This window comes from Sphingomonas sp. BLHR8 (genome assembly GCF_056821725.1).
Map to the genome: position 1 here is coordinate 816,559 of NZ_JBPDIM010000001.1, position 21,595 is coordinate 838,153.

Here is a 21,595-nt window from a genome sequence, read left to right on the forward strand (position 1 = left end):
CGGCGCCCAACGGCGTTGCTTTAGGCATGGCCCGACATCTCCCTCCGACCGTCGGGGTCGAACCGCAGATCGTCGGGGACTTCGACCGTGGGCGGGACGGCACTTGCGGCGCGCGCGTCCATCCGCATGACGAAAGCGAGCACCAACGCGACCGCGCGATACAGCCCCTCGTCGATCGGGTGGCCATCGCGTGAGGTGAAGTAGATCGCGCGCGCGAGCTGCGGGTAGGGGAGGATCGGCACCCGCGCCTCCGTGGCCAGCAGCCGCACCGCCTCGGCAGTCGCGCCCTTCCCTCGCGCGACGACGATCGGCGCGCGGTCCTCGCCCGGGCGGTAGCGAAGCGCGACTGCGATATGCACCGGGTTGGTCAGAATGACGCTCGCTTCCGCCACCCCCCGGCGAGTGGACGCGGACAGGAGCTCATGCCGTCGGCGTCGCTGCTGCGCCTTGGTCTCCGGCGAACCGTCGCTTTGCTTCGCCTCGTCGCGCACCTCCTGCTTGCTCATGCGCAGCCGCTTCGTTCGCTGCATCGCCTGCACCGGTGCGTCGATCAAGGCGATCAGGACGAGGCCTGCGGTGAGCCAGAGCGACCCGCCGATGAGATCGCCTGCCAGGTCGCCGGCGAACTGCTCAGCGCTGCGCACGCCCCCGCCCACGGGGACCGAAGCGCGCACGGCGATCAACCAGCCGACCACGCCGATCAGCACGACCTTCGCCAATGATTTCGCCAGCTCGATCAGCCCCTGTGCGCCGAACATGCGCTTGATCCCGGCGGCGGGGTTGATGCGGCTTGCCTTGAACGCCGCCGCTCCCCAGCGCGGCCGGATCGACCCAAGCAGGAAGGGTGAAGCGATCGCCCCTGCAACGGTGAGAGCGCACAATGCGGCCATGGGCAAAAACAGCGGGAAGATCAGCCGGGCGATCGCGTTACCGGGGTCGAAATGTGCGAGGTCTCCGCTGCTCAACCGCAAGCCGCGGGCGAGGACGTCGCCGCTTCCAGTGACGAGCGCTCCGCCCCAGCTCGACATCCAACCGACCCCGCCCGCGAGGACCAAGGCCGTCGCGAGATCGCGTGAGCTGAGCACGTCCCCTTTTTCCTCGGCGTCGCGCCGCCGCTTGGGGGTCGGTGCCTCGGTCTTGTCGCCGCCCTCGCTCACCGGCCCCTGGTCGCCATGATCTGCGCCTCCGCCTGACCTGCTGCGAGCGCCTCGTCGATCGCCGCACGGATCGCCGGAAAGCCGAGCGCGAGGAGCAACAGCCCCGCGAGCAACATCGCCGGAAAGCCGACCGCGAAGAGATTGAGCTGAGGCGAGGAGCGCGCCATCATCGCCATCGCGAGCTGCACCATCAGCACCGCTCCCAGCACCGGGGCTGCGATGGCGATGCCGGCGCTCAGCACCGCGCCGCCCAGCCCCGCCAGCCGCCCCGCCTCGTCGATGAGGCCGAGATCGCCGCCGATGGGCCAGTGCGCGTAGCTGTCGGCGATAGTCGCCATCAGCAGCAAGTGACCGTCGCCGATGAAGAACAGCAACGTCGCGATCACCGTCAGCCACTGGCCGAGCGCTTGCGTCGGACGGCCGCTCAGCGGATCGACGAGCGCGGCAAAGCCGAGACCCATCGCTCCCCCCACAACTTCTCCCGCGGTCAGAGCCGCGGCGAAGCCGAGCTGGACGGCGAAGCCGATCATCGCGCCGATCGCGGCCTCCCCCGCCACTGCGCCCACGCCAGCCAGGCTTAGCGGGTCGGGGAGGCCCGCCGGGGACACGCCGCGAAGACCCGCGATGCCGATCGCGAGCGCAATCGCGAGACGAAGCTGCAGCGGCACCTGCGCGCCCCCAAACAGCGGCGCGGCAATCAGGGCGGCGCTCGGTCGCACCAAGGCGAACAGCGCGAGGGTGAGCCACGCCTCGACATTGCCGAACGTCGCCGCTGCGTTCATCGCACGACGTCGGGGATGCGGGCAAAGACGTCGGCGGTGAAGTCGACCACCAACCCCATCATCGCCGCACCGAACAGCAGCAGGACGAGCCCCACCGCCACGAGCTTTGGTACGAAGCTGAGCGTCTGCTCGTTGATCGAGGTCGCGGCCTGGATCATCCCGAGCAGCAAGCCGACGACCAGCGCCGCCGCCAGCACCGGCGCCGACACCAGCACAAGCAACCACATAGCCTGGCCGGCCACGTCGAGCAGGGCTTCACCGTTCACAGCACGAAGGAGGAGGCGAGGCTCCCCATCACCAGCGCCCAGCCGTCGACCAGCACGAACAGCAGCAGCTTGAACGGAAGCGACACCAACGTCGGCGACAGCATCATCATGCCGAGCGCCATCAGCGTCGCGCTGACCATCAGATCGATGACCAGAAACGGGAGGAAAATGAGGAAGCCGATCATGAATGCGGATTTAAGCTCGCTGGTCACGAACGCCGGAAGCAGGATCGTGAACGGCACGTCTTCGGCGCGGGCGAAGGGTGCCGCTTCGGCGAGATCGGCGAACAGCTTCAGATCCTTTTCGCGCGTCTGGGCCATCATGAAACGGTGGAGCGACGCGCCCGCAACGGCGACGCCCTGCTCCGTCGAGATCGCCCCCGCGCGCGCGGGGGCGACCGCATTCGCCGCAATGTCGTCGATCACCGGCTTCATCACGAACGCCGACAGGAACAGCGCAAGCCCGACCAGCAATTGATTGGGCGGAGTTTGCTGCAGCCCGAGCGCCTGCCGCAGGATGGACAGCACGATCAGGATGCGGGTGAAGCTGGTCATGAGGAGAAGCACCGACGGCAGCAGCGTCAGCACGCTCATCAGCAGCAGCAGTTGCAGCGAAAGCGACAGTGGCGCCCCCGACCCCGCCCCCGCCTCCACCGCGCTGGCGACCGCGCGACCGACCGCCAGCGCCTCCCCGCCGGCCGTCGCGGCGTGTGCCGGGCCCGCCAAGGCCAGCAGGAGGACGGCGATCACCTTACGCATTGTGGTCGTCCAGCCGGCGATGGGCGAGGAGTTCGGTGCCGCTGCGGGTCATGGCGACGAGCAATTCGCGATCGCCAAAACGCACGACCGCGAGCTTTCCGGCCTGTCCCAGGGCGACCGCATCGGTGACCGCCAGCCCCGCAACCTTGGGTTTGAGGAAGGAGAGACCCTTGCCGCCTCGCTTCCACATGGCGAGCGTCGCAACGATCAGTGCGCCGGTTAGGGCGAGGCCGCCGACCAGGCGGACCAGAAACTCGGCGATCACCGCCGACGCTCCAGGGTTGGCCAGGCGTCGCCCGTCGCGGCGGCGACGTTGGTCACGCGAACAGCGAAGCGACCATCGACGCTGACCACCTCCCCCCGCGCGATCAACGCGCCATTGGCGAGGATGTCGAGCGGTTCGCTCGCGGCACGGTCGAGCTCGACGAGCCCGCCGGGTTCCAGCGCGAGGAGCTCGGCCAGCGACAGCCCCGCGCTGCCGACCTCGACCGATAGCCGCACGGGGACATCGGCAAAGGCGGCGAGGCTCGCGGCACTGGGAAGGGCGCTCGCTGCGACGCGGCTGATCGGGTCGGGGGTCATCGTTGCAATCCTTCGATGTCTTGAAGCCGCAGGACCGAGACGCCGTCCTGCTCACCGAGTTCGCCCCGCGCGATGCGGCGACCGGCGATCGCCAGCGGCACCAATGGGGGGATCTGGATGGGCAAAAGGTCGCCCTCCTCCAGCGCGGCGAGCCGCGACAGCGGGATGGTCGGCCTCGCCAGCACGACGCGGGCGTCGAAACGTATGGCTTGCGCGGCGCGGGCCAGCGTCTCCGACCACTCGCGGCACGCGCTCGCGTTGCGGGGCTCGGGCCGAGCGATGCTGCCGATGAGAGCCGGTGCGAGCCGAAGCGAGAATTCGACAGGTTCGCCGCGGGGGAAGTCGGCGACGAACTGGACGACGAGCCCCGGGGCAGGACGCTCCATCAGTTCGTCGCACCACAGCGCGCCGCACGGGAGCGCTGTCAGCCCGTCCAGGGTGAGAGCCGAGCCGATCGCCTCCGCCACCGACGTGCCCAGTTGCTCGCGGGTTGCGCGTTCGCTTGCGTTGGGACGCGGACCAACGGTTACCGGGTGGTCGCCGTTGCCGCCGAAACGCCGGTCGACGATCTGCGACACTGCCGCCGGCATGATCTCGACCCAGGCGACGGGTCCTTCACGGTCGCACACGGCAACGGCCGCCAACTGTGCGTCGACAGCGCGCCATTCAGCATCGCCGATGCGCAATTCTACCGGCGCGCGCATCAGCTCGCGGAACGCAGTCTCGAGGCGGGCGCGCAACTGCTTCCCGATCAGCTCGCCCACCCGGTCATCGGCAAGGTCGGGCTTCGCGTCAGGAAAGCGATACGGCGCCGGAATGTCGCTCGCCACGCTCATTGCATCACGAAGCTGGTGAAATAGACATCGTCGACACCGCCGAAGCCTTCGTTGCTGCGAAGCACCTGATCGATGATGCGCGTCAGGTCGCGGCGCAGGGCGCGTTTCCCCTCGCTCGTCGCGAGCGCTTCGGGGCTTTGTTCCGCCAGAGACGCGAGCACGGCCGAGCGGATCGCCATTTGATGATGCGTGACCGCCTGCGCGACGCTCTCGTCGTAAAAGCTCCGAACGCCGATGCCGAGCTGCACATAGCCGCTACCGCCGAGGTTCGAGACGAAATTGCCTTCGATTGGAATGTAGCGCGCTTGGAACAGACGCGGGTCGGGGCGGCCCCCGCGGCGCCTTGCCGCTTCGACGAGCGCTTCGTCGGCGTCCTCGCGCGCAACGAGCTGCGGCCCGTTAGGCCCCGACGCGTGTGCCGCGCGGCCCTGCCACCAGCCGACCCCTGCCCCCGCCCCGGCGACGATGGTCGCGCCGAGCAGCCCGATGACGAGACGCCCGCCGCGCTTCGTTTTCACGGGTGGCTGATCATCGGCAGCTTTGGCCATCTGGTCCCTCAGGCGTAGCGGTCGGTCCGGTCGCGGACGGACGGTTGTCGGATTCCCGCCCCCGGTCGGTGGGCGGCGACGTCCGCGGGTTCGGGCAGAGGCGAAGACGGACGGTTGTGACCCGAAGACCGCTCCCGCCCACCCGATTGACCGGACGTCACGTCGATGTTCGCAAACAGCGTGCCATGTCGGCGCGCCTCGTCGGAAAGTTCGCGCCGATGCTCGTTGAACAGCGCTTCGGCGGCAGGGGTCGCGGTCACGATTTGCACGCGCTGCGTGTCGGGGCCCTGCCCTTCGATGCGGATTTCGACGTCACCCAGATGTGCCGGGGAAAGCTTCAGCGCGATCGGTTGCTCGGGCGCGTCGCGGGCGCTCGCGACGAGGCGGGCGGCAAACGCCTCGACCCACGGCGCCGTCGTATCCAGCATGGCGGCGGCAGCTGGTGCCGGCGCGGAAATGGCTGGCGTAGGCGTGGTCACGCGAAGCTCCGGCGTGGTGACCGTCGGATCGAGCGGCTGCGCGCCAATGCTCTGCACCAGGTCGCGGGGGGCGGGGACGCTGGCGACGCTCTGCTCGAGAACATCAGGCGTAAATACATCGGCTCCGGGTGTGGCGGGCACCGATGGCCTCATCTCGATCAATGGCTGAGCGATCGGAGCCTCCGCTTGCCGCCCCCCGGCCGGCTCCGCCTTCGAAGCGTGCCGATATGGCGCCACGACGGTGGACAAACTTAGTAACGCAATCAGCGCATCGGGCGTCGGTTCGTCGTCGACCTGTCGGATTTCGGTCGCGTGAGCCGGTGTTTCCGCCTCCGTCCTTCCGGGGACCGTCGAGACTTCGGGCAGACCCTGAAGAAAGTCCTCGAAAATCTGAGAGGTCAGAATCTCCGGCATGCCAAATTGGGGCGGCGTGTTTGTTCCCACGCGCACGACAGGGTCCGCGCCCGGCACCACCGCCTGAACGAGGAGCAGGCTTAACGCTTCCACGAAACGATCCTCGCCAATGACCGCGCCTCCGCCGTGCGAGCCTCCTGGCGGGCGCGATCACTCGCGTGGTCGGTCAGCCGATCAGCGCGGACGCGGAGCTGCGATGCCCAAGCCTGACTTCGCACGCGGTCGCGTTCGCAGCGGTCGATTTCCGCGCCAAGCACGTCGATCGCGCCGTCGATGCGCGCGCGGAAAAGTCCGCAGGCGCGCAGATCGGCTCCCGAACTCGACACGCTTCGCTCGGCCCGATGCGAGACGAGTTGCGCGTGCTGACCAGCCAGCATGGTCGCACGCCCTGTCAGTCGGGCGAGGTCCGCTGCGGCCACGTTCGCCTCCCGCTGGCGAAGCCGCGCGATGCGAGCAAGCTGTCGCGCATTCATGCAAGGGGTCCGAAACGTTCGACGAGCTGTGCGACCGCATCTTCGGCCGACACCGTCTCGTCTTGCGCGACGAAAGCCTTGAGATCGGGATGCCGCTCGATCGCTTCATCGAGCACCGGGTCCACGCCCGGACTGTGTGCGCCCATCATCACCAGGTCGCGGTTCGTCTCCCACGCCGACCAGAGCGCACGAAACCGGCGCGCGGCCACGCGCTGCGTGGCGTCACTGACTGCCTCGTACACCCGGCTCAGCGATCGCCCCACGTCGATTGCGGGGTAAACGCCTGCCTCCGCGAGCGAGCGTGACAGGCAGATGTGCCCGTCGACAATCGCACGGACCGTGTCGACGACCGGGTCATCGGGATCGTCCCCGTCCGCGAGCACAGTGTAGATCGCTGTCACAGAGCCCCCGGTGCGAACGCAGCCACCCGCCCGTTCGATCAGCGACGGCAGGATGGCGAGCGCGCTCGGGGGGTAGCCCTTGGCCGTCGGCGGTTCGCCCAGCGCGAGGCCCAGCTCGCGTTGCGCATGCGCGACCCGCGTCACGCTGTCGATGATCAGCAGCACCCGCTTCCCTTCGTCGCGCAACGCCTCGGCGATCGCAGTCGCGCGCATGGCCGACCGCAGGCGCAGCAGCGGGGGCTGACCGGCAGGAGTTGCGACGATCGCAGTGCGCGAAGCGGCGGGGGAGCGCCGCACTTCCGCGACCATGTCGGCGACCTCGCGTGCGCGTTCGCCGACGAGTCCGATCACCACCGCGTCCGCGTCGTTACTGGCGATGATCCGTTGCACCAGCGTGGATTTGCCGACGCCCGAACCGGCGATGAGCGCGACGCGCTGTCCTTCGCCCATCGTCAGCAATGCGTCGATGGCGCGCACGCCGGTGCCGAACCGGTGCGTCACGCGCGCGCGTTCGAGCGGATTGGCCGGCGCGCCGGCGAGCGGCCGGCTGCTGCTGGCCAGGATCGGGCCTTTGCCATCAAGCGGAGCCCCCAACGCGTCCTGAACGCGGCCAAGCGATGATGAACCGACCCGCACCATCGCGGAGGTTCCGCTCGGCCGAACGGTCGCGCCGGGCGCGATACCATCGTTGACACCGAGCAGCAGGATTTGCGCCCTGTCATCGCGGAACCCCGCAATTTCCCCAAGGATGACGCCGTTCGCGCCGGTGACGGTAACGCCGGTGCCGACCCCGATGCGCGACAGTCCGGTCGCCTCGACCGCGCGGCCGCTGCATCGAATGACCCGCCCGACTGGCCGAGGAGAAAGCGGGGCTGTTTGAAGCTGCTCAAGAATGGACTGCGCCGCGGTGATCACTGGTCACCGCCCAGTGCGTCCAGCACCGCAGAGAAACGAACGGCGGGACCATCCTCGAGCCAACCGCCCGCCGTCCCCACCCTGAGGGTGCCGGGGGAGACGTCGTGGTCGGGCACCCATGGAAAATCCGCGCTGCCAAGCAAATCCAAGTCGTCCGGATGGATGTGGATGCGCGTGACGCAAGTGGCGTCGTCCGCAGCCCTCGCGAGGCGGTGCGCCGCGGCCTCCAACTCGCCTGCCCGGTCGACGAAGGTCTGGAACGCCTCGGCGAGCAGACGACGCACCGTGTCGGTCAGGAGGGGGGTCAACGCCTCGGCGGGCAGCGGACGCGCCTGCGTCAACTCGGCGGCCATAGCATGAAGCCGCTCGCGAAGCTGCTCGCTTTCGCTGTCGTCGATCTCCAGGACGGGGTCCACGGCGAGGGAGAACGGCGGGGCGGGCTCGGCGAACCGCGGCTGGAAGCCACGGGCGCTCATGCGGGGGCGTGCCCAGGTGACAGGCGAGACGTTTGTCATCTTCCGCCTGGATTGAGACTGATCTCTCCGGCATCAGCCATCCGCCGTGCCGTCAGGAGAATGGTTTTGCGGGCGCCATCGACGTCGGCGACAGGGGCGTTGGCCTTCTCGACCAAGGCATCGCGCACCGTGTCGGCCGCCCGCGATGACAGCGTACCGAGCAGCGCGTCGATGAAGCGCGCTGGAGAGCCGACGAGGGCCAACGCGAGGACATCAGCGTCGGTGCTGCGCACCAGCACGCCCAGGCTTTTCGGGTCGAGATCGGCGAGATCGTCGAACAAAAGGAGCGCGTCGTCGACCGCTCGAGCGATGGCGCGGTCGCGCTTGGCAAGCGCTGCGACCATGCGCTTCGCCTCGCCCGGGTCGCCCCGAGCGAGTAGGCGGGCAGCGCCCTCGGGCCCACCCGCAGCAGATAGCCCCGACCCGCCCCGTCGCAGAATGGCGCCATTGAAACGGCGGTCGAGCTCTTCGACGATGGCCGGATCGACCCGCTGAATGGTCGCGACCCGGTGCACGACTTCGAGCCGCAGGGCGTCCGGAAGCAGCGCCAGGACCTGCGAGGCCTGCGCCGGATCGAGGTGGGTCAGCATGATCGCCGCGACCTGTGGATGTTCGTCCTCCAGCAGCCCCGCGATCCGAGCGGCGTCACTCCATTGCAGCGCGGCGAAGGGTCGGCGCGTCGGCACCGGCGCAAGGCGATCGATCATCGGCGCGGCGAGGTCCTCGCCCACCGACTGCTCTATCAAGGTCCGAACACGTCCGCCCGCACGCGGTCCGCAGACGACCGGGGCGCATCGCTGGGCGACGCCGTGAAAGGCCGCGAGGCTCTGCGCGATCGCCTGTTCGTCGACATCCGTGGCATCGAGCATCGCAGCGCCGATCTGGTGTACCTCTTCGGGGTCAAGCGCGCCGAGCACGGCGGTCGCGCTGGTGTCGTCGAGGATGAGCATCAGGATGGCCGCCGCCGAGGTGCCGCCGACCTCTATGGTGCGGATCGCCTCAGCCACGGCTGGAGCCTTGGCGCATCATCGAACGCACCACTTCGGCAGCGCGGGCGGGATCCTCGGCGACGAATTCGCGAACCGCCGACGCCCGTCGCGTATAGTCCATCAGTGCCAACTGCGCCGGAGGAGCGACTTCGGATGCGTCGTTCACAGCCTCGTCGCGCGAACGACCGACGCGCCGCAAGAAGGGCCGCACGACGCCGAATAGCGCCGCAAGTGACACGATCAGTGCCACCACCGGCCCCGCCCAGCCGCGCAGCGCTTCGTCCTGCCACCACGTGGGTGTAGGCGCCTCCGTCGCGGCAGCGAAGGGGCGGCTGGCGACGACGACCTGGTCGCCACGCTGGGCGTCAAAGCCGACTGCGCCCTTCACCAGCTGTTCGATATCGGCTCGCTCCGCCGCGCTGCGCGGACGGTTGGGGCCAGCACTCCTGAGTGCGAGGGCCACCGAAACGCGAGCGATGCGTGGTGCGCCCTGACGCGTGACGCTGATCTCGCGACCGAGCGCGAAATCGCGATTGTAGCTCTCCGAGCGTCGCGGTTCCGGCGGCGCGCCGGGCGCGATCGGCGCCGGCGGAGTGAGGCTCGCTACAGGCGCCGGCGGGGGCGTGTTGCTGAGCGCTCCGGGAATGCCACCAGCGGCTGCCGCAGAGGGATCGACCGTGGTTTCACCCTGCTCCGCGCGGACGACGGCGGGCCCTTGCGGAATGACATCGCGGGTTGCCTCGGTCTGTGCGAAATCAAGTTCGACGGAAACCTCGCGCGTATAATTGTCCCGGCCGAGCACCGGCCCCAGAAGCGCGTCGATGGCGCGGACATAGTCGGCCTCGATGGTGCGACGCAGCTTGACCTTGGGATCGGTCGGGCTGCCCTCGCCCGAGAGCAGCCGCCCGCCCTGATCGGTCACAGTGACGCCACTCGCCTGAAGCTGCGGAACCGAAGCGGCGACGAGGTGCGTGATTGACTCGACCTGATCGTCCTCGAGCATGGCGTCGCCGGCGAGCGTGACCATGACCGACGCGCTCGGCGCTACCCGATCGCGGACGAACGGAGAGCGGTCGGGCTGCGCGAGATGGACGCGTGCGGATGTCACGCCATCGATCGCTTCGATCGTTCGCGCCAGTTCAGTCTCGCGCGCGAGGCGAAGATGCTCCCCCTCGACAGCACGGCTGGCGCCCATCGGCAGCGCTGCGATGGCCGGATCGGACGGCGCCTGCCGCGGCAGCCCTTCTCCTGCTAGCACCATGCGCGCCCGATGATAATCTTCGGAGGCGACGGCCGGCGCGCCGCTACCATCCGCTAGCGTATAAGGGATAGACGCTGCGTCGAGCGCTGCGGCCATGGCGGCGTGCTCTGCAGGTTCCGCACCGGCATAGAGGGCACGCTCCGGCGAGCGCGACGCTGCGGATACGATCAGCCCGAGCGCGGCAATAGCTGCGACACCCCCCAGCCATGGCGCGGCCCTGCGCACCGCCGGCGGGAGCGGGAGCGCCGCAGCACGCTCTTTCAGCTGGGCAGCGAGCCCGGCTCGCGCGGTCGGAATGGTTGCGAAGTCCGACATATCAGTCCGGCATGTTCATGACGTCGCGATAGGCGCCGAGTAGCTTGTTGCGCACCTGGAGGGTCGCCTCGAACCCGACCGAAGCTTCTTGCCGTGCGAGCATGACCGCCGCGATGTCTGTCGTCTCGCCGCGTTCGAAGGAGGCGGAAAGATCACTGGCGCGCCCTTGCACAGCGTTCACCTTGGTGACGGCATCGCGCATAGCATCGCCGAAGCCGGTCACTCCACCCACGTCCTGGGGCGCGGCGCCGCTCGCAGCCGCAGCGGCGCGCTGAAGCGCAGTATTGCTCTCGATGATGGCGGAACGCATCGACATGATGCGCTGGGTATCGATCACGGAATTGGTCCCTCCTGCTAATCGCAGAAAGAGTATTCAAACCCCGTGCCAATTCGCGCGGTGGAGTTTCGACCCTGGCATCGCACGCGCGGGTGACGGCGATCCGTCGGAACGACGAAGTTTCGACATCGCTAAATGCCGGAACGGTCCGGTCGTTACCCCTCACGTGCCGGACGAACATCGCGGCAGTCAGCTTTAACGAAGGGGACAATCATGACCGTGATCAACACCAACAGCGCCGCACTGCGTGCTCAGAACAGCGGCCGGATCGCCAATAATCAGGTGCAGAGCGCGATGGAGCGCCTCTCGAGCGGGAAGCGCATCAATAGCGCCAAGGATGACGCCGGCGGGCTTGCCATCGCCACGTCGATGACGTCGCAGATCCGCGGCATGGGCCAGGCGGTCCGGAACGCCAACGACGGCATCAGCCTCGCCCAGACGGCGGAAGGCGCGCTCAACGAGGTCACCAACATGCTGCAGCGCGTCCGCGAACTGTCGGTGCAGTCGGCATCGGGAACCTACACCGACGATGACCGCGCCAACCTGCAGGCCGAAGTTGCCGAGCTCGGCGCGCAGATCGACGACGTCATGACAAAGACCAACTTCAACGGTAAGACCGTCTTCGGCACGGCCGATCAGACCATTTCCGTGCAGACGGGGACGGGTGCGAGCGATCAGACGACGCTGACCATCACGGGTCTCGACCTTTCGGACGCGTCCGGCTCGGATATTTCGACCGTGACCGGCGCGACCACCGCCATCACGGACACCGATGCGGCCCTGAAGGCAGTTGCGACGACCCGCGCCTCGCTGGGTGCAGGGCAGAGCCGCCTTGAATCGACGGTCAACAACCTCACCAACCAGATGACCAACCTCAGCGATGCGCGCAGCCGTATCGAAGACGCGGACTTCTCGGTCGAGACGACCAACCTCGCCAAGGCTCAGATCCTCTCGCAGGCTTCGACGGCGATGCTGGCGCAGGCAAACCAGAGCCAGCAAGGCGTCATGGCCCTGCTGCGCTGATCAGAGCGCCGGCGACGAAAAGGGGGCGGACGTTTCGGCGTCCGCCCCCTTTTTCTTACGTCACGATATGCAGGACCAAATCAGCTCACGTGCGGTTCAAGCCGGGCGCGCAGCCGCTCGAGCGCAGCCTTCTTGATCTGGCAGACTCGGGCGGCGCCGATGCCCAGCGTCGCGCCGATCTCCTGCAGGTTCAGCTCCTCGACGAAGTAGAGCTGCAAGACCATTTGTTCGCGGTCGGGAAGCGCGCCGATGTGATCGCTGAGGAGTGCCGACAGCTGTTCGCGTTCAATCGCGTCGTCGGCCCGCTCGCCAGCCTCGGCGAACCAGGGCGAATGGTCCGAGTACACCTCGTCAATGGTTTCCTCACGCGCCGGTTCGCTGTCGCTGACCAGCTTGTGATAGCTCGCCGGATCAAGCCCCATCCCCGTCGCCATCTCCACCGCGTTCGGATCGCGCAGCAATTGCTGCGTAAGCGCAGCGCGCACACGCGCGAGTTCGCGACGATGCGCCATCGCCGAACGCGAAAGCGTGGCAGCGCGACGAAGATGGTCGATCATCGCCCCCCGCACCCGCACCGCGGCGTAGGTCGCGAAACTGTTGCCGCGATCCTCATACGTCCGCGCGGCCTCGACGAGCGCCACCATGCCGATCTGAACCAGGTCCGCGACGTCGATCGTCGATGCGACGCGACCATGGACGTGCCAGGCGATGCGGCGGACGAGGTTCTGGTGGTCGGCGACTAGCCGCTCGAGCCCATCGCCTGCCCGCCGCCGGGTGTAGGTGAGCGTTGACATGGCGATACTCCTCAGGCCGCTTCAGCGAGTGCGGGCGCAGCTTCCGCGGGCTCGCCGATGACGGCAAACAGCTCGACCGGCTTGCCATCCGGGATTTCGAGAAAGGATAGAGCGACCACGTCGGGGCAGCTCGGGGCCAGCAAGCGAGCCAGCGGACGGCGCAGCGCGGGCGACACGACCAGCGCCACCCGCTCCCCCCGTGCGACGCGCTCCGCTGCCGCCTGCGCGACCGCACGGACGATGCGCTGGCCGAGCGCGGGCTCGATCGGATGCGAGCTGTGCGGCGCGGCGCGCACGGCCTGGCTCGCGAGCGTCTCAAGCTCCGGGTGGAGGGTCATGACGCCGAGCGTCTGGCCGTGCGCGCTGAGGCCCTGGACAATGATCGGCGCGATGCGCTCGCGCACTCCGTCGACCCATTGTTGGGGGTCGCTGTCCGGTCGCGCCGCCTCGACCAACGCTTCCGCGATCGCCCGGCTTTGTTTAAGCGTGACGCCATCGGCGAGCAGGGCACGCGCCTGCACGGCCAGCTGCGCCGAAGTCATGGCGCCGGGCACGAGGCTCTGGACGAGTTGCGGGGCGTCGACCTTCAACGCGTCGAGCATCGCCTGCGCATCATCCACGCCGAACAGCGCATCCGCATTGAGCTCGACCATTCGATTGAGATGGGTCGCAATCACGGTCACGGCGTCGACGACGGTGTAGCCGGCGACCTCCGCCTGGGCACGCGCTTCGGCGGCGATCCAGTAGGCCGGCAGGCCAAACGCGGGGTCGGTCGTCGCACGCGCGTCGGGGATCGCCGCAGCGGCCGCGCCTGTGTCGATTGCGAGGAGATCGTCCGGGAACACTTCATGCTCGCCGACCACCGCGCCGGCGATCGCAATTCGGTAGCGCGTCGGCGACAGCGTCAATTCGTCGCGCACTCGAACGCGCGGAATGACGAAGCCCAGCTCGCGCGAGAGATTCTTGCGGATGCCGGTGATGCGCTGCATCAGCGGCGCACCGCGGCGCTCATCGACCAGTCCAACGAGGGCGATGCCGAGGTCGAGCGCGATCGCGGCGTCATCGGCGATATCGCTCCACTCGATCTGCCCTGGCGCGCGCTCTTCGACGGGGCTGACGACGGGCTGAGGGCGGGGACGCGAAAGTTTCCAGGCGAGCGCACCTGCGCCAACGGCAACCGTGCCAAGCAGGAGGTGAGGCATCCCCGGCAGCAACGCGACCAACGCGAGGATGAGCGCGACCGGCGTCCACGCGCGCGCCGTCGCAAATTGTTTGCCAATCTCTTCGCCAAGGTCGTGCGGCGATGTCACACGGGTGACAATCGCCGCGGCCGCGATCGAGAGGAGCAGCGCGGGAACCTGCGCTACGAGTGCATCGCCGATCGCGAGCACGACATAGGCGGAAGCGGCCTCGCCTGCCGAAAGCCCATGGCTGACCATCCCGAGGACGAAGCCGCCGACAATGTTGACAACGAGTATCAGAACGCCCGCGACCGCGTCGCCCTTCACGAATTTCGAGGCGCCATCCATCGACCCGTAAAAGTCGGCCTCGACGCCGACTTCCTGACGTCGGGCGCGGGCTTCGTCGGGCGTCATCAGGCCGGCCCCCAGATCTGCGTCGATGGCCATCTGCTTGCCGGGCAAGGCGTCGAGGATGAACCGGGCGCTGACCTCGCTCACCCGGCCCGCGCCCTTGGTGATGACGATGAGGTTGATGATCATCAGGATAAGGAAGACGAAGATCCCGACGGCGTAATCGCCGCCGATCAGGAACTGGCCGAACGCCTCGATCACGTGGCCCGCCGCGCCCGGGCCGTCGTGGCCGTGCAGCAGGACGACGCGGGTCGAGGCCACATTGAGCGCAAGGCGAAGCAGCGTTGCAAACAGCAGCACCGTCGGAAAGGCACTGAAGTCGAGCGGGCGTTGAACGTTGAGCGCGACCAGCAGCACGGCGAGGCTGAGCGCAATGTTGAGCACGAAGCCGACGTCGAGCATCGCCGCCGGGATGGGCACCACCATCAGCATGATCAGCAGCAGCGTCGCCAGCGGCAACATCGCGTTCTGTGCGAGTCGAGCGGGGCGCATCGTCATACCCCGTCACCGGCGAGCAGCATGAGGTAGGATAGGCGAGCGGTGGCCGGTGAGGGCATCAGCCTCGACTCCTGCCATTTGTGCACGTCGATTTCGGTGGCCGGCGGCGTTGCGGCGAGTGCTACCGGCGAAGCAGTGAACGCTGGGGGTGGCGAGCTGGCGCCTGCGTCCGCTCCGCTGCCACCGAGTTTGCGCTCGAAGCGCGCACGGATGGCCTCGAAGCTGCGCGGTGCACCGCTTCGGTCGAAGAAAACGCCGCGGTTGGCGCGGGCCGCCGCCGGGAATTGCGATGCCGCAGAGGCGTCGGGGGTCTCGCCGTGGGATACGAGGAAGCGCGCCGCTCCCGCTTTCCCCAGAAAATGCGCTAGATAGAGGTCGACCGGTTGCGCGCGACGACCGATCCGCGCTTCGAGATAGGATGCGTTATCGCTGGCGTGCGCGGCGGCCATCGACGCAGCGGCCTGGGGATCGTCGCGAAGCGCCAGGACTGCCCGGCGAGCGCCCGCGTCAGCGACCCGGAAACGCCCGTCGCGGCCCTGCTCGATCGCCGCTGCGGCCGCGCCGAGTCCGTGTGCAGCGCCGTGCGTCTTGACCGTTGCAAGCCAAGTTTGTTCGACGAACTGATAAAGCCCGCGCGCGCTCGACGTCGCTGCTTGAGCGCGCGGGTTAAGGCCGCTTTCAATCCGCGCCTGGCCGAGCAGATAGTTGAAGTCAACACCGCTTGCCCGCGCTGCGGCCGCGATGGCACCGTGCACGCGCGAGGCGCTGTGCGGCAGCGCTGAGATGGTCGTAGGCATCGTGCCGGTCCCGAAACTTACTCGGCCCTCGGCCGGTTCGGGGGTTCAGCAGCAATGGCCGTGCCAAGCGAAGAGCCGCTGACCAGTCGATGCAAATCGCCGAGCTGAGAGATCAGCGGATCTGGTAAGTGAGCGGCGCCCCTCGAAGACGCTGCGCTCGTCGCGTTGCCCCCGCGGACAGCACCGCCAGTCTGGACGAGAGCGCGTCGAGTTCGGACAATGTCTCTTCGATGCGTCGGTTGTCCGTCGCCTGCGTCGAACAGTCGACGCGGGCGAGCGCATCGCAGGCGAGATGGATCGCGGCTACATCTCCGCTCTCGACGGCGCACGAGAGGTCACGGATCAGCGAAATCATATGTCTTGACCGAGCAGTCGTTGCGCGATCGCGCTGGGATCAGGGCGATACGTGCCATCGGCGATGCTGGCCCGGAGCTCGGACACTTTCTCGAGGTCGACCGGCGCATCGCCGGGCCGGGTCGAAACAACCGTGACGTCAGGGCCAGTGGCCTGCGGACGCGACGGTTCGACACGTGTCACGACGTCGCGCGTCGACTGCGTGCGGATGTCGCGCAGTCCTTGAGGATTTGCTGGTCCGATCATGCTGGTCTCCATGGCTAGCCAACCCTGTAACGGCAGGGCCCGCGACTCGTTTAGCCGCCGCTGGCAACGCTGCCGTCCGCTTGAACAATTCCCGAGACGGGCGGCCGGTCGCGTTGAGTGCGGACCCGCACCCGCGCGCCCTCCCCGCCCCCGTCCAGCAGCGTCCCCTGCGTGGCCACCCGAAAACCACCGCGCCGGATGCTGAGTTGAACCACCTCGCCCGCGCGAACGAGCGGTGTCGACGCACCCCGCATAGCTGCGCTGGCTCCGCGACGGGGGACACGTAAAGCCCAGATCGGCCGGGAGCATCGGACTGCGACCGCTGCCGCGCTCGCATCTGCGACGTCAAGCAGTCTCTCACAGGCTGGCAGGCGCAGTCGGCGGTCGACCGGTGACGCGACGCCCGTTCCAGAGAGGAACGTCGCCACAGCTTCGTCGATGGCCTCCAGCGATTGTTGGGGCGGCTGGACCGTGGCCAGCGCGGTTGCGAACAGGATCATTCATCGGCTCCTCGAACAGGGTCGCGGAGTGGGACAGCAATCGCCGTGCCAGCCACTTGGCACGGCCTGTGCATTGCATGGTTCGACGCGGCCCGGCCGCTCCGAACGAGACATGCGATGAGCAACGCTTCGATCTTTGGCATTCACGGCACCGCGCTCGCGCTGCGATCGCAGCGGCTGGCGGTGCTGGCCTCCAACATCGCGAATGCTGGCACCCCCGGCTACCAGGCACGCGACATCGACTTTGCGGCTGCGCTTCGTTCGGTCGACCGAGGCGCGTCGACCGCACGGGCCGGAGCGGACGCACTGGCCTATCGCGTGCCGATCAGCGCCGGCCTCGACGGCAACACCGTCGAACTCGCCAGCGAGCAGACCGCATTCGCGGAAAACGCCCTCCACTACCGCACCAGCCTCGCCTTCGTGGAGGGGCGGGTGTCGACGCTGAAGCGAGCGCTCAAGGGAGAATGACGGTGAGCCTATCCGTTTTCGATATTTCCGGCCGTGCGATGTCCGCGCAACTGACCCGGCTCAACGCCGTCGCGTCAAATCTCGCCAACGCGGGTTCGACGGCGTCGAGCGAGGCCGCCGCCTACCGGGCGATGCGCCCAGTGTTTCGCACTGTCGGCGACGGCAGCGGGGTGGCAACCGTTGTGGCGGACCGCATCGCTCAAACCGGCACGCCTGAGCGCCGGCATGAACCGGGGCATCCGCTCGCCGACGGCGATGGAAATGTCTGGTCGGCGGCGGTGGATCCGACGGCGGAGCTGGTCGAGATGCTCGAAGCGTCCCGACAGTATCGCAATAACGTGCAGGTGATCGACACGGCGAAATCGCTGACGCTCGACACGCTGAGGCTTGGCCAATGATTGCCGCAACAAATTTAGCGTCGACCGCTCCGGCATCGCAGTCGCGGCGGGCACCACCGCAACTTGGGCAGGCGGACTTTCTTCGGCTGATGACCACGCAGCTCACGGCGCAGGATCCGTTCAAGCCGGTCGATAACACGCAGATGATCGCGCAGATGGCGCAGTTCAGCCAAGTGGCGGGCATCGGTGAGATGAACGCATCGCTCCGAACCCTTGTCGAACGATCCGGCTCATCGGGCACGCCCAAAGATTTCTCGGGCTGGATCGGCCGCAGCGTCCTGACGGACGACGCCCCCCTGTTCGCTGATGCCGGCGGCATATCCCGAGGCGAAGTCGCGTTCGCGCCCGACGCCTCAAACCGACGCTGGGCGCTCGTCGACGCCGCGGGCGAAGTCGTGGCCGAGGGCGAAGCGCCGGCGGGCACGACAAGCGTCCCGATTACGCTCGAACATGCTGGCCCTCTCACCCTGGTCGCACCGGGTGCGGTCCGCCGTTCGGCGTGGCTGACCGTGACCGCCGTCCAGGACCCCGCCGGCCTTCCCAAACTCGCCACACTGGCAGGCGCCATCGATCCTGCCCGTGTTCAGCGTCTTGGCTGATTTCAGGGAGTAACGTTCATGTCCTTCACAACATCTCTGTCCGGGCTGCGCGGTGCGCAGACGGACCTGTCGACCACCGCCAACAACATCGCGAACGTCGGCACGACCGGCTTCAAGCGAAGTCGTGTGGCGTTTGGCGACATCATGCCGACCTCCCGCTCCGCCCCGGGGTTGGGCGTCCGATCAAAGGAGCTGCAGCAGATCTTTACCCAAGGCGGCTATGAAAACAGCGCACGCCCGCTCGACCTTGCTCTGGCGGGACCGGGCTTCTTCGTTACCCGGGATGCGCTGAGCGGCGGCCGGACGAGCTTTACCCGCGCCGGCGATTTCAGCGTGGACGCAAATCGCTGGCTGACCGACTCGTCAGGCCAGTTTGTGCAGGTCACGGCCGCCAACGCGGACGGATCGATCCCCATCGGTAGCGTCGCGGCCGGACAGCCGCTGCGCCTCCCCGAGCGGTCGGGGCTCCCCCGCGCGACGTCGTCCTTGGCGATGAGCGTCACCCTGCCGCGCACGGGCGAGATGACATCGGCGCCGATCAACCCCGCCGATCCCGCGAGTTTCGTCGGCAGCCAGACCGTCAGCGTCGTCGATCGCGAGGGACGACGCAGCCCGGCGACCGTCTACTTCGCCAGAACGGGGCCGTCGAACTGGCAAGCGGAGGTCTATGTGGGCGGAGCCAAAGCGGCCGGCGGTCCGATCGCATTGAGGTTTGAGAACGACGTCATGACCAGCCCCGCCTCCCCTGTCGAGATTTCGGCGGGCGATACGAAGTTCGCGCTCGACCTGTCCGGCGCAACGACCGGTGACAGCATGGCAGTCGCCAGCGTGCGCGAGGACGGCTTCGCGCCAGCAGACTTCAGCGCGGTTACAGTGGGGCGCGACGGCGTCGTGACGGCAACGTTCGCGGACGGCACGACGCAGCCGCTCGGGCGTATGCTGATCGCCGACTTCGCCAATCCGATGGGGCTGTCGCAGCTCGGCGATGCGCGGTGGGGCGTCACGGGTGGCAGCGGGCCCGCTCGCGTCGTCATCCCCGGCGAGGGCGGGGCGGGCGGCGTCCAATCGGGTATGCTCGAGAGCGCAAATGTCGACCTGACCGAAGAGTTGGTGGGACTGATTGAAGCGCAGCGAAACTTTCAGGCGAATGCCAAGGCGATCGACACCGCCAATGCCATGACTCAGGCGGTGCTCGGGATCGCCCGATGAGCGCGCTGATGCACACCGCGGCGGCAGGCTTGCGTAGCGCGATGACCCGTCAGGCGGTCACCGCTCACAACCTCGCCAACGTCGCAACCCCAGGATTTCGCGCCGACCTAGACGTCGCGCAAAGCATCTGGATCGGCCGCGACAGCGCGAGCGTTCGTACGGGGCTCAACGGCATTGACACCGGCCCCGGTGCGATGACCCCGACGGGACGGCCGCTCGATGTCGCACTGGAGCGTCAGGCGCTCCTCACCGTGCAAGCCGGGAACGGCGAGGCTTATACCAGGCGCGGCGACCTGATGCGCTCGTCTGCCGGCATTCTCACAACGCACGATGGCCGCCCCGTCCTTGGCAGCGGCGGCCCGATGCCCCTGCCGGACGGTGACGTCACCATTCATCCGGACGGTCGAGTCAGCGTTACGAACGGCGCCGGGGAGGTTGCCGAAGTCGGGCGCTTGAAGCTCGCCAACCCGGCCGGCGCGGTTCTCGAGAAGGATGCGGAGGGTTTGCTACGGGCCCCGGCGGGTGGCGTGTTGCCCGAGGACCCCGACGCGCGGCTCCGTTCCGGGCATCTCGAGAGCGCAAATATCGACGCGACCGGGGCGCTAGTGGCGATGATCGACGCGCAGCGCGGCTGGGATCAGCAGTTGCGGTTGCTGACAACCGCGCGGGATCTCGACGAAGCGGGCACGAACCTCATGCGCCTCAGCAGCTGACAGCCCGAAAGGATTGAAAAATGAGCAATAGTGCCATGCATGTTGCGCGGACTGGGCTTGACGCCCAGTCGCAACGGATGCGCGTCATCGCCAACAATCTGGCGAACGTGAACACAACCGGTTTCAAGCGAGACCGTGCCGACTTCACGAGCCTTGCCTATCAGACGCTGACCGCGCCTGGTGCCGTGTCGGGCGGCGAGGATCGCTACGCGATCGGCACGCAGCTCGGCACCGGCGTCGCCATGCGAGGGACCGCGCCGATCATGTCGCATGGTTCATTCAACGTCAGCGACAACCCGCTCGACCTTGCGATCCAGGGCGAAGGTTTTTTCCAGGTCGCACAGCCCGACGGCTCGACCGCTTTCACCCGTGCCGGCGACCTCCAGCGCTCGGCGGAGGGCAAACTCGTCACCGCCGACGGTCGGGCGATCATTCCGGAGATTGCGATCCCGGATGGAGCGACCGCGATCACGATCGGGGCGGACGGCACGGTCAGCGCCTCCATTCCCGGCGAAGAGGCAGCCAGCGAGGTCGGCAAGATCGAGGTCGCACGATTTGCGAACCCGGCCGGCCTGCAGCCGCTTGGGGACAGCCTCTACGCCGCCACCAGCGCGAGCGGCGAGGCGCAGGTCGGAACACCCGGCAGCGAGGGTCGCGGCACCATCCGCCAGGGCGCGCTGGAGGGGTCCAACGTCAACATCGTCCAGGAGCTGGTCGACATGATCGAGACCCAGCGTGCCTATGAGGTGAACAGCAAGATGATCTCGGCCACCGACGAGATGCTCAAGAACGCGGCGCAACAGCTGTGATCATAGCGTTCCTGCTGGCTACGCAGCCGCTTCCGGGCGCGATCTTCGATGCCGACGGTGGGTATGTGGCGCTCGCGTCAGGAACGCGCGCGGGCCGCGTCGGGGACGTGCTGAGCGTGGTACTGATCGAGCGGACAGACGCGTCGACCGGAAACGCGACGGGCACGAACCGCAACGGATCGATGGGCCTGTCCCCCCCCACCACCGGACCGCTCGCGCTCCTGTCGGCGACGGACCTGGCGATTGGCGGAAGCAATCGCTTCGCCGGTCAGGGCACATCGAGCCAGACGCATCGCTTGAGCGGCGAGATTGCGGCGCGAGTGGTCGAGGTGCTGCCCGGCGGGCTGCTGCGGATCGAAGGCACGAAGCGCGTCCGCATCAATCGCGGCGACGAGACGCTGCGGGTCGCAGGTGTCGTGCGCGCGCTCGATATCGATCCGGGCAATCGCATCGCGTCGACCCGGATCGCGGATGGCGAGATCGGCTTCACCGGACGTGGCGAGGTGGCACGCGCTGGTCGGCAGGGATGGCTGCAGCGATTCCTTTCGATCATCAGTCCCTTCTGAG

General features: G+C 67.9%; 29 protein-coding genes. 8 read left to right on the forward strand and 21 right to left on the reverse strand.

From position 1 onward, the window contains the following. Positions 1-20: 20 nt before the first annotated feature. The 15 genes from ACRYJK_RS04030 to fliE are packed head-to-tail and all read right to left on the reverse strand — an operon-like array spanning position 21 to position 11,007. Positions 21-1,157: an EscU/YscU/HrcU family type III secretion system export apparatus switch protein gene (locus tag ACRYJK_RS04030; RefSeq protein WP_482666288.1), complete on the reverse strand. Its 1,137-nt coding sequence runs from the start codon at positions 1,155-1,157 to the stop codon at positions 21-23. Continuing rightward, the gene (locus ACRYJK_RS04035; RefSeq protein WP_482666289.1) at positions 1,154-1,939 is read right to left on the reverse strand and encodes a flagellar biosynthetic protein FliR; all 786 of its coding nucleotides are present in this window, start codon (positions 1,937-1,939) and stop codon (positions 1,154-1,156) included. The genes ACRYJK_RS04030 and ACRYJK_RS04035 overlap by 4 nt, the downstream gene beginning before the upstream one ends. Then, a complete protein-coding gene (fliQ, locus tag ACRYJK_RS04040; RefSeq protein WP_482666290.1) occupies positions 1,936-2,205 on the reverse strand; it encodes a flagellar biosynthesis protein FliQ in 270 nt (89 codons plus the stop codon). The genes ACRYJK_RS04035 and fliQ overlap by 4 nt, the downstream gene beginning before the upstream one ends. After that, positions 2,202-2,963, reverse strand: coding sequence for a flagellar type III secretion system pore protein FliP (fliP, locus tag ACRYJK_RS04045; protein ID WP_482666291.1), 762 nt, complete (start codon positions 2,961-2,963; stop codon positions 2,202-2,204). The genes fliQ and fliP overlap by 4 nt, the downstream gene beginning before the upstream one ends. Then, a complete protein-coding gene (locus ACRYJK_RS04050) occupies positions 2,956-3,228 on the reverse strand; it encodes a flagellar biosynthetic protein FliO (protein ID WP_482666292.1) in 273 nt (90 codons plus the stop codon). The genes fliP and ACRYJK_RS04050 overlap by 8 nt, the downstream gene beginning before the upstream one ends. After that, positions 3,225-3,545 (reverse strand): flagellar motor switch protein FliN, encoded by a 321-nt coding sequence (fliN, locus tag ACRYJK_RS04055; RefSeq protein WP_482666293.1) that lies wholly within the window; start codon positions 3,543-3,545, stop codon positions 3,225-3,227. Before fliN ends, ACRYJK_RS04050 begins: the two co-directional genes overlap by 4 nt. Next, on the reverse strand, positions 3,542-4,381 hold the full coding sequence (locus tag ACRYJK_RS04060; protein ID WP_482666294.1) for a FliM/FliN family flagellar motor switch protein: 840 nt from the start codon (positions 4,379-4,381) through the stop codon (positions 3,542-3,544). Before ACRYJK_RS04060 ends, fliN begins: the two co-directional genes overlap by 4 nt. Continuing rightward, positions 4,378-4,929, reverse strand: a complete 552-nt coding sequence (locus ACRYJK_RS04065; RefSeq protein ID WP_482666295.1) for a flagellar basal body-associated FliL family protein — start codon at positions 4,927-4,929, stop codon at positions 4,378-4,380. The genes ACRYJK_RS04060 and ACRYJK_RS04065 overlap by 4 nt, the downstream gene beginning before the upstream one ends. Before the next feature lie 8 nt (positions 4,930-4,937). Beyond that, positions 4,938-5,915 carry a flagellar hook-length control protein FliK gene (locus tag ACRYJK_RS04070; protein ID WP_482666296.1) on the reverse strand — a complete coding sequence of 326 codons (978 nt, stop codon included), beginning with the start codon at positions 5,913-5,915 and terminating at the stop codon, positions 4,938-4,940. Beyond that, a complete protein-coding gene (locus ACRYJK_RS04075; protein WP_482666297.1) occupies positions 5,903-6,295 on the reverse strand; it encodes a hypothetical protein in 393 nt (130 codons plus the stop codon). Before ACRYJK_RS04075 ends, ACRYJK_RS04070 begins: the two co-directional genes overlap by 13 nt. Beyond that, positions 6,292-7,611, reverse strand: a complete 1,320-nt coding sequence (locus ACRYJK_RS04080; RefSeq protein WP_482666298.1) for a FliI/YscN family ATPase — start codon at positions 7,609-7,611, stop codon at positions 6,292-6,294. Before ACRYJK_RS04080 ends, ACRYJK_RS04075 begins: the two co-directional genes overlap by 4 nt. Continuing rightward, a complete protein-coding gene (locus tag ACRYJK_RS04085) occupies positions 7,608-8,087 on the reverse strand; it encodes a FliH/SctL family protein (RefSeq protein ID WP_482666299.1) in 480 nt (159 codons plus the stop codon). The genes ACRYJK_RS04080 and ACRYJK_RS04085 overlap by 4 nt, the downstream gene beginning before the upstream one ends. A 35-nt stretch (positions 8,088-8,122) precedes the next feature. Next, positions 8,123-9,133, reverse strand: a complete 1,011-nt coding sequence (locus ACRYJK_RS04090) for a flagellar motor switch protein FliG (protein ID WP_482666300.1) — start codon at positions 9,131-9,133, stop codon at positions 8,123-8,125. Beyond that, the gene (gene fliF / locus ACRYJK_RS04095) at positions 9,126-10,691 is read right to left on the reverse strand and encodes a flagellar basal-body MS-ring/collar protein FliF (RefSeq protein WP_482666301.1); all 1,566 of its coding nucleotides are present in this window, start codon (positions 10,689-10,691) and stop codon (positions 9,126-9,128) included. Before fliF ends, ACRYJK_RS04090 begins: the two co-directional genes overlap by 8 nt. A gap of 1 nt (position 10,692) precedes the next feature. Further along, a complete protein-coding gene (gene fliE, locus ACRYJK_RS04100) occupies positions 10,693-11,007 on the reverse strand; it encodes a flagellar hook-basal body complex protein FliE (protein WP_482667393.1) in 315 nt (104 codons plus the stop codon). Between the two features lie 234 nt (positions 11,008-11,241). Here fliE and ACRYJK_RS04105 point away from each other — a divergent pair, with 234 nt between their 5' ends. Next, complete coding sequence (locus ACRYJK_RS04105) at positions 11,242-12,051, forward strand: flagellin N-terminal helical domain-containing protein (protein ID WP_482666302.1); 810 nt, start codon at positions 11,242-11,244, stop codon at positions 12,049-12,051. 80 nt (positions 12,052-12,131) lie between these two features. Here ACRYJK_RS04105 and ACRYJK_RS04110 read toward each other — a convergent pair whose 3' ends face one another. The 6 genes from ACRYJK_RS04110 to ACRYJK_RS04135 all read right to left on the reverse strand — a co-directional run bounded on the left by ACRYJK_RS04110 (position 12,132) and on the right by ACRYJK_RS04135 (position 16,832). Next, positions 12,132-12,845 carry a sigma-70 family RNA polymerase sigma factor gene (locus ACRYJK_RS04110; RefSeq protein WP_482666303.1) on the reverse strand — a complete coding sequence of 238 codons (714 nt, stop codon included), beginning with the start codon at positions 12,843-12,845 and terminating at the stop codon, positions 12,132-12,134. An 11-nt stretch (positions 12,846-12,856) separates the two neighbouring features. Continuing rightward, positions 12,857-14,929, reverse strand: a complete 2,073-nt coding sequence (flhA, locus tag ACRYJK_RS04115) for a flagellar biosynthesis protein FlhA (RefSeq protein WP_482666304.1) — start codon at positions 14,927-14,929, stop codon at positions 12,857-12,859. A gap of 2 nt (positions 14,930-14,931) precedes the next feature. Further along, positions 14,932-15,732 (reverse strand): transglycosylase SLT domain-containing protein, encoded by an 801-nt coding sequence (locus ACRYJK_RS04120; protein ID WP_482666305.1) that lies wholly within the window; start codon positions 15,730-15,732, stop codon positions 14,932-14,934. A 112-nt stretch (positions 15,733-15,844) separates the two neighbouring features. Beyond that, on the reverse strand, positions 15,845-16,087 hold the full coding sequence (locus tag ACRYJK_RS04125) for a hypothetical protein (protein WP_482666306.1): 243 nt from the start codon (positions 16,085-16,087) through the stop codon (positions 15,845-15,847). Continuing rightward, positions 16,084-16,344, reverse strand: a complete 261-nt coding sequence (locus tag ACRYJK_RS04130) for a flagellar biosynthesis anti-sigma factor FlgM (protein WP_482666307.1) — start codon at positions 16,342-16,344, stop codon at positions 16,084-16,086. Before ACRYJK_RS04130 ends, ACRYJK_RS04125 begins: the two co-directional genes overlap by 4 nt. A gap of 38 nt (positions 16,345-16,382) precedes the next feature. Beyond that, positions 16,383-16,832: a flagella basal body P-ring formation protein FlgA gene (locus ACRYJK_RS04135; protein WP_482666308.1), complete on the reverse strand. Its 450-nt coding sequence runs from the start codon at positions 16,830-16,832 to the stop codon at positions 16,383-16,385. Positions 16,833-16,949: 117 nt separating this feature from the next. Here ACRYJK_RS04135 and flgB point away from each other — a divergent pair, with 117 nt between their 5' ends. Genes flgB through ACRYJK_RS04170 form a run of 7 tightly spaced genes read left to right on the forward strand, consistent with a single transcriptional unit; the run spans position 16,950 to position 21,594 of the window. Then, positions 16,950-17,300 (forward strand): flagellar basal body rod protein FlgB, encoded by a 351-nt coding sequence (flgB, locus tag ACRYJK_RS04140; RefSeq protein WP_482666309.1) that lies wholly within the window; start codon positions 16,950-16,952, stop codon positions 17,298-17,300. Continuing rightward, positions 17,297-17,698 (forward strand): flagellar basal body rod protein FlgC, encoded by a 402-nt coding sequence (gene flgC, locus ACRYJK_RS04145; protein ID WP_482666310.1) that lies wholly within the window; start codon positions 17,297-17,299, stop codon positions 17,696-17,698. The genes flgB and flgC overlap by 4 nt, the downstream gene beginning before the upstream one ends. Next, a complete protein-coding gene (locus ACRYJK_RS04150) occupies positions 17,695-18,297 on the forward strand; it encodes a flagellar hook assembly protein FlgD (RefSeq protein ID WP_482666311.1) in 603 nt (200 codons plus the stop codon). The genes flgC and ACRYJK_RS04150 overlap by 4 nt, the downstream gene beginning before the upstream one ends. 18 nt (positions 18,298-18,315) lie before the next feature. Then, complete coding sequence (locus ACRYJK_RS04155) at positions 18,316-19,506, forward strand: flagellar hook protein FlgE (protein WP_482666312.1); 1,191 nt, start codon at positions 18,316-18,318, stop codon at positions 19,504-19,506. Further along, a complete protein-coding gene (locus ACRYJK_RS04160) occupies positions 19,503-20,219 on the forward strand; it encodes a flagellar basal body rod protein FlgF (protein WP_482666313.1) in 717 nt (238 codons plus the stop codon). The genes ACRYJK_RS04155 and ACRYJK_RS04160 overlap by 4 nt, the downstream gene beginning before the upstream one ends. Positions 20,220-20,239: 20 nt before the next feature. Next, complete coding sequence (flgG, locus tag ACRYJK_RS04165) at positions 20,240-21,028, forward strand: flagellar basal-body rod protein FlgG (protein WP_482666314.1); 789 nt, start codon at positions 20,240-20,242, stop codon at positions 21,026-21,028. Next, a complete protein-coding gene (locus tag ACRYJK_RS04170) occupies positions 21,025-21,594 on the forward strand; it encodes a flagellar basal body L-ring protein FlgH (RefSeq protein WP_482666315.1) in 570 nt (189 codons plus the stop codon). Before flgG ends, ACRYJK_RS04170 begins: the two co-directional genes overlap by 4 nt. Position 21,595: the final 1 nt, after the last annotated feature.

Bases quoted from the DNA above. Each gene is read 5' to 3' on its own strand.
- ACRYJK_RS04035 (WP_482666289.1), bottom strand. From the start codon at position 1,939: ATGAACGCAGCGGCGACGTTCGGCAATGTCGAGGCGTGGCTCACCCTC.
- fliP (WP_482666291.1), bottom strand. From the start codon at position 2,963: ATGCGTAAGGTGATCGCCGTCCTCCTGCTGGCCTTGGCGGGCCCGGCA.
- fliN (WP_482666293.1), bottom strand. From the start codon at position 3,545: ATGACCCCCGACCCGATCAGCCGCGTCGCAGCGAGCGCCCTTCCCAGT.
- ACRYJK_RS04060 (WP_482666294.1), bottom strand. From the start codon at position 4,381: ATGAGCGTGGCGAGCGACATTCCGGCGCCGTATCGCTTTCCTGACGCG.
- ACRYJK_RS04065 (WP_482666295.1), bottom strand. From the start codon at position 4,929: ATGGCCAAAGCTGCCGATGATCAGCCACCCGTGAAAACGAAGCGCGGC.
- ACRYJK_RS04075 (WP_482666297.1), bottom strand. From the start codon at position 6,295: ATGAATGCGCGACAGCTTGCTCGCATCGCGCGGCTTCGCCAGCGGGAG.
- ACRYJK_RS04085 (WP_482666299.1), bottom strand. From the start codon at position 8,087: ATGAGCGCCCGTGGCTTCCAGCCGCGGTTCGCCGAGCCCGCCCCGCCG.
- fliF (WP_482666301.1), bottom strand. From the start codon at position 10,691: ATGTCGGACTTCGCAACCATTCCGACCGCGCGAGCCGGGCTCGCTGCC.
- fliE (WP_482667393.1), bottom strand. From the start codon at position 11,007: ATGTCGATGCGTTCCGCCATCATCGAGAGCAATACTGCGCTTCAGCGC.
- ACRYJK_RS04105 (WP_482666302.1), top strand. From the start codon at position 11,242: ATGACCGTGATCAACACCAACAGCGCCGCACTGCGTGCTCAGAACAGC.
- ACRYJK_RS04110 (WP_482666303.1), bottom strand. From the start codon at position 12,845: ATGTCAACGCTCACCTACACCCGGCGGCGGGCAGGCGATGGGCTCGAG.
- flhA (WP_482666304.1), bottom strand. From the start codon at position 14,929: ATGCGCCCCGCTCGACTCGCACAGAACGCGATGTTGCCGCTGGCGACG.
- ACRYJK_RS04120 (WP_482666305.1), bottom strand. From the start codon at position 15,732: ATGCCTACGACCATCTCAGCGCTGCCGCACAGCGCCTCGCGCGTGCAC.
- ACRYJK_RS04125 (WP_482666306.1), bottom strand. From the start codon at position 16,087: ATGATTTCGCTGATCCGTGACCTCTCGTGCGCCGTCGAGAGCGGAGAT.
- ACRYJK_RS04130 (WP_482666307.1), bottom strand. From the start codon at position 16,344: ATGGAGACCAGCATGATCGGACCAGCAAATCCTCAAGGACTGCGCGAC.
- ACRYJK_RS04135 (WP_482666308.1), bottom strand. From the start codon at position 16,832: ATGATCCTGTTCGCAACCGCGCTGGCCACGGTCCAGCCGCCCCAACAA.
- flgB (WP_482666309.1), top strand. From the start codon at position 16,950: ATGAGCAACGCTTCGATCTTTGGCATTCACGGCACCGCGCTCGCGCTG.
- flgC (WP_482666310.1), top strand. From the start codon at position 17,297: ATGACGGTGAGCCTATCCGTTTTCGATATTTCCGGCCGTGCGATGTCC.
- ACRYJK_RS04150 (WP_482666311.1), top strand. From the start codon at position 17,695: ATGATTGCCGCAACAAATTTAGCGTCGACCGCTCCGGCATCGCAGTCG.
- ACRYJK_RS04155 (WP_482666312.1), top strand. From the start codon at position 18,316: ATGTCCTTCACAACATCTCTGTCCGGGCTGCGCGGTGCGCAGACGGAC.
- ACRYJK_RS04160 (WP_482666313.1), top strand. From the start codon at position 19,503: ATGAGCGCGCTGATGCACACCGCGGCGGCAGGCTTGCGTAGCGCGATG.
- flgG (WP_482666314.1), top strand. From the start codon at position 20,240: ATGAGCAATAGTGCCATGCATGTTGCGCGGACTGGGCTTGACGCCCAG.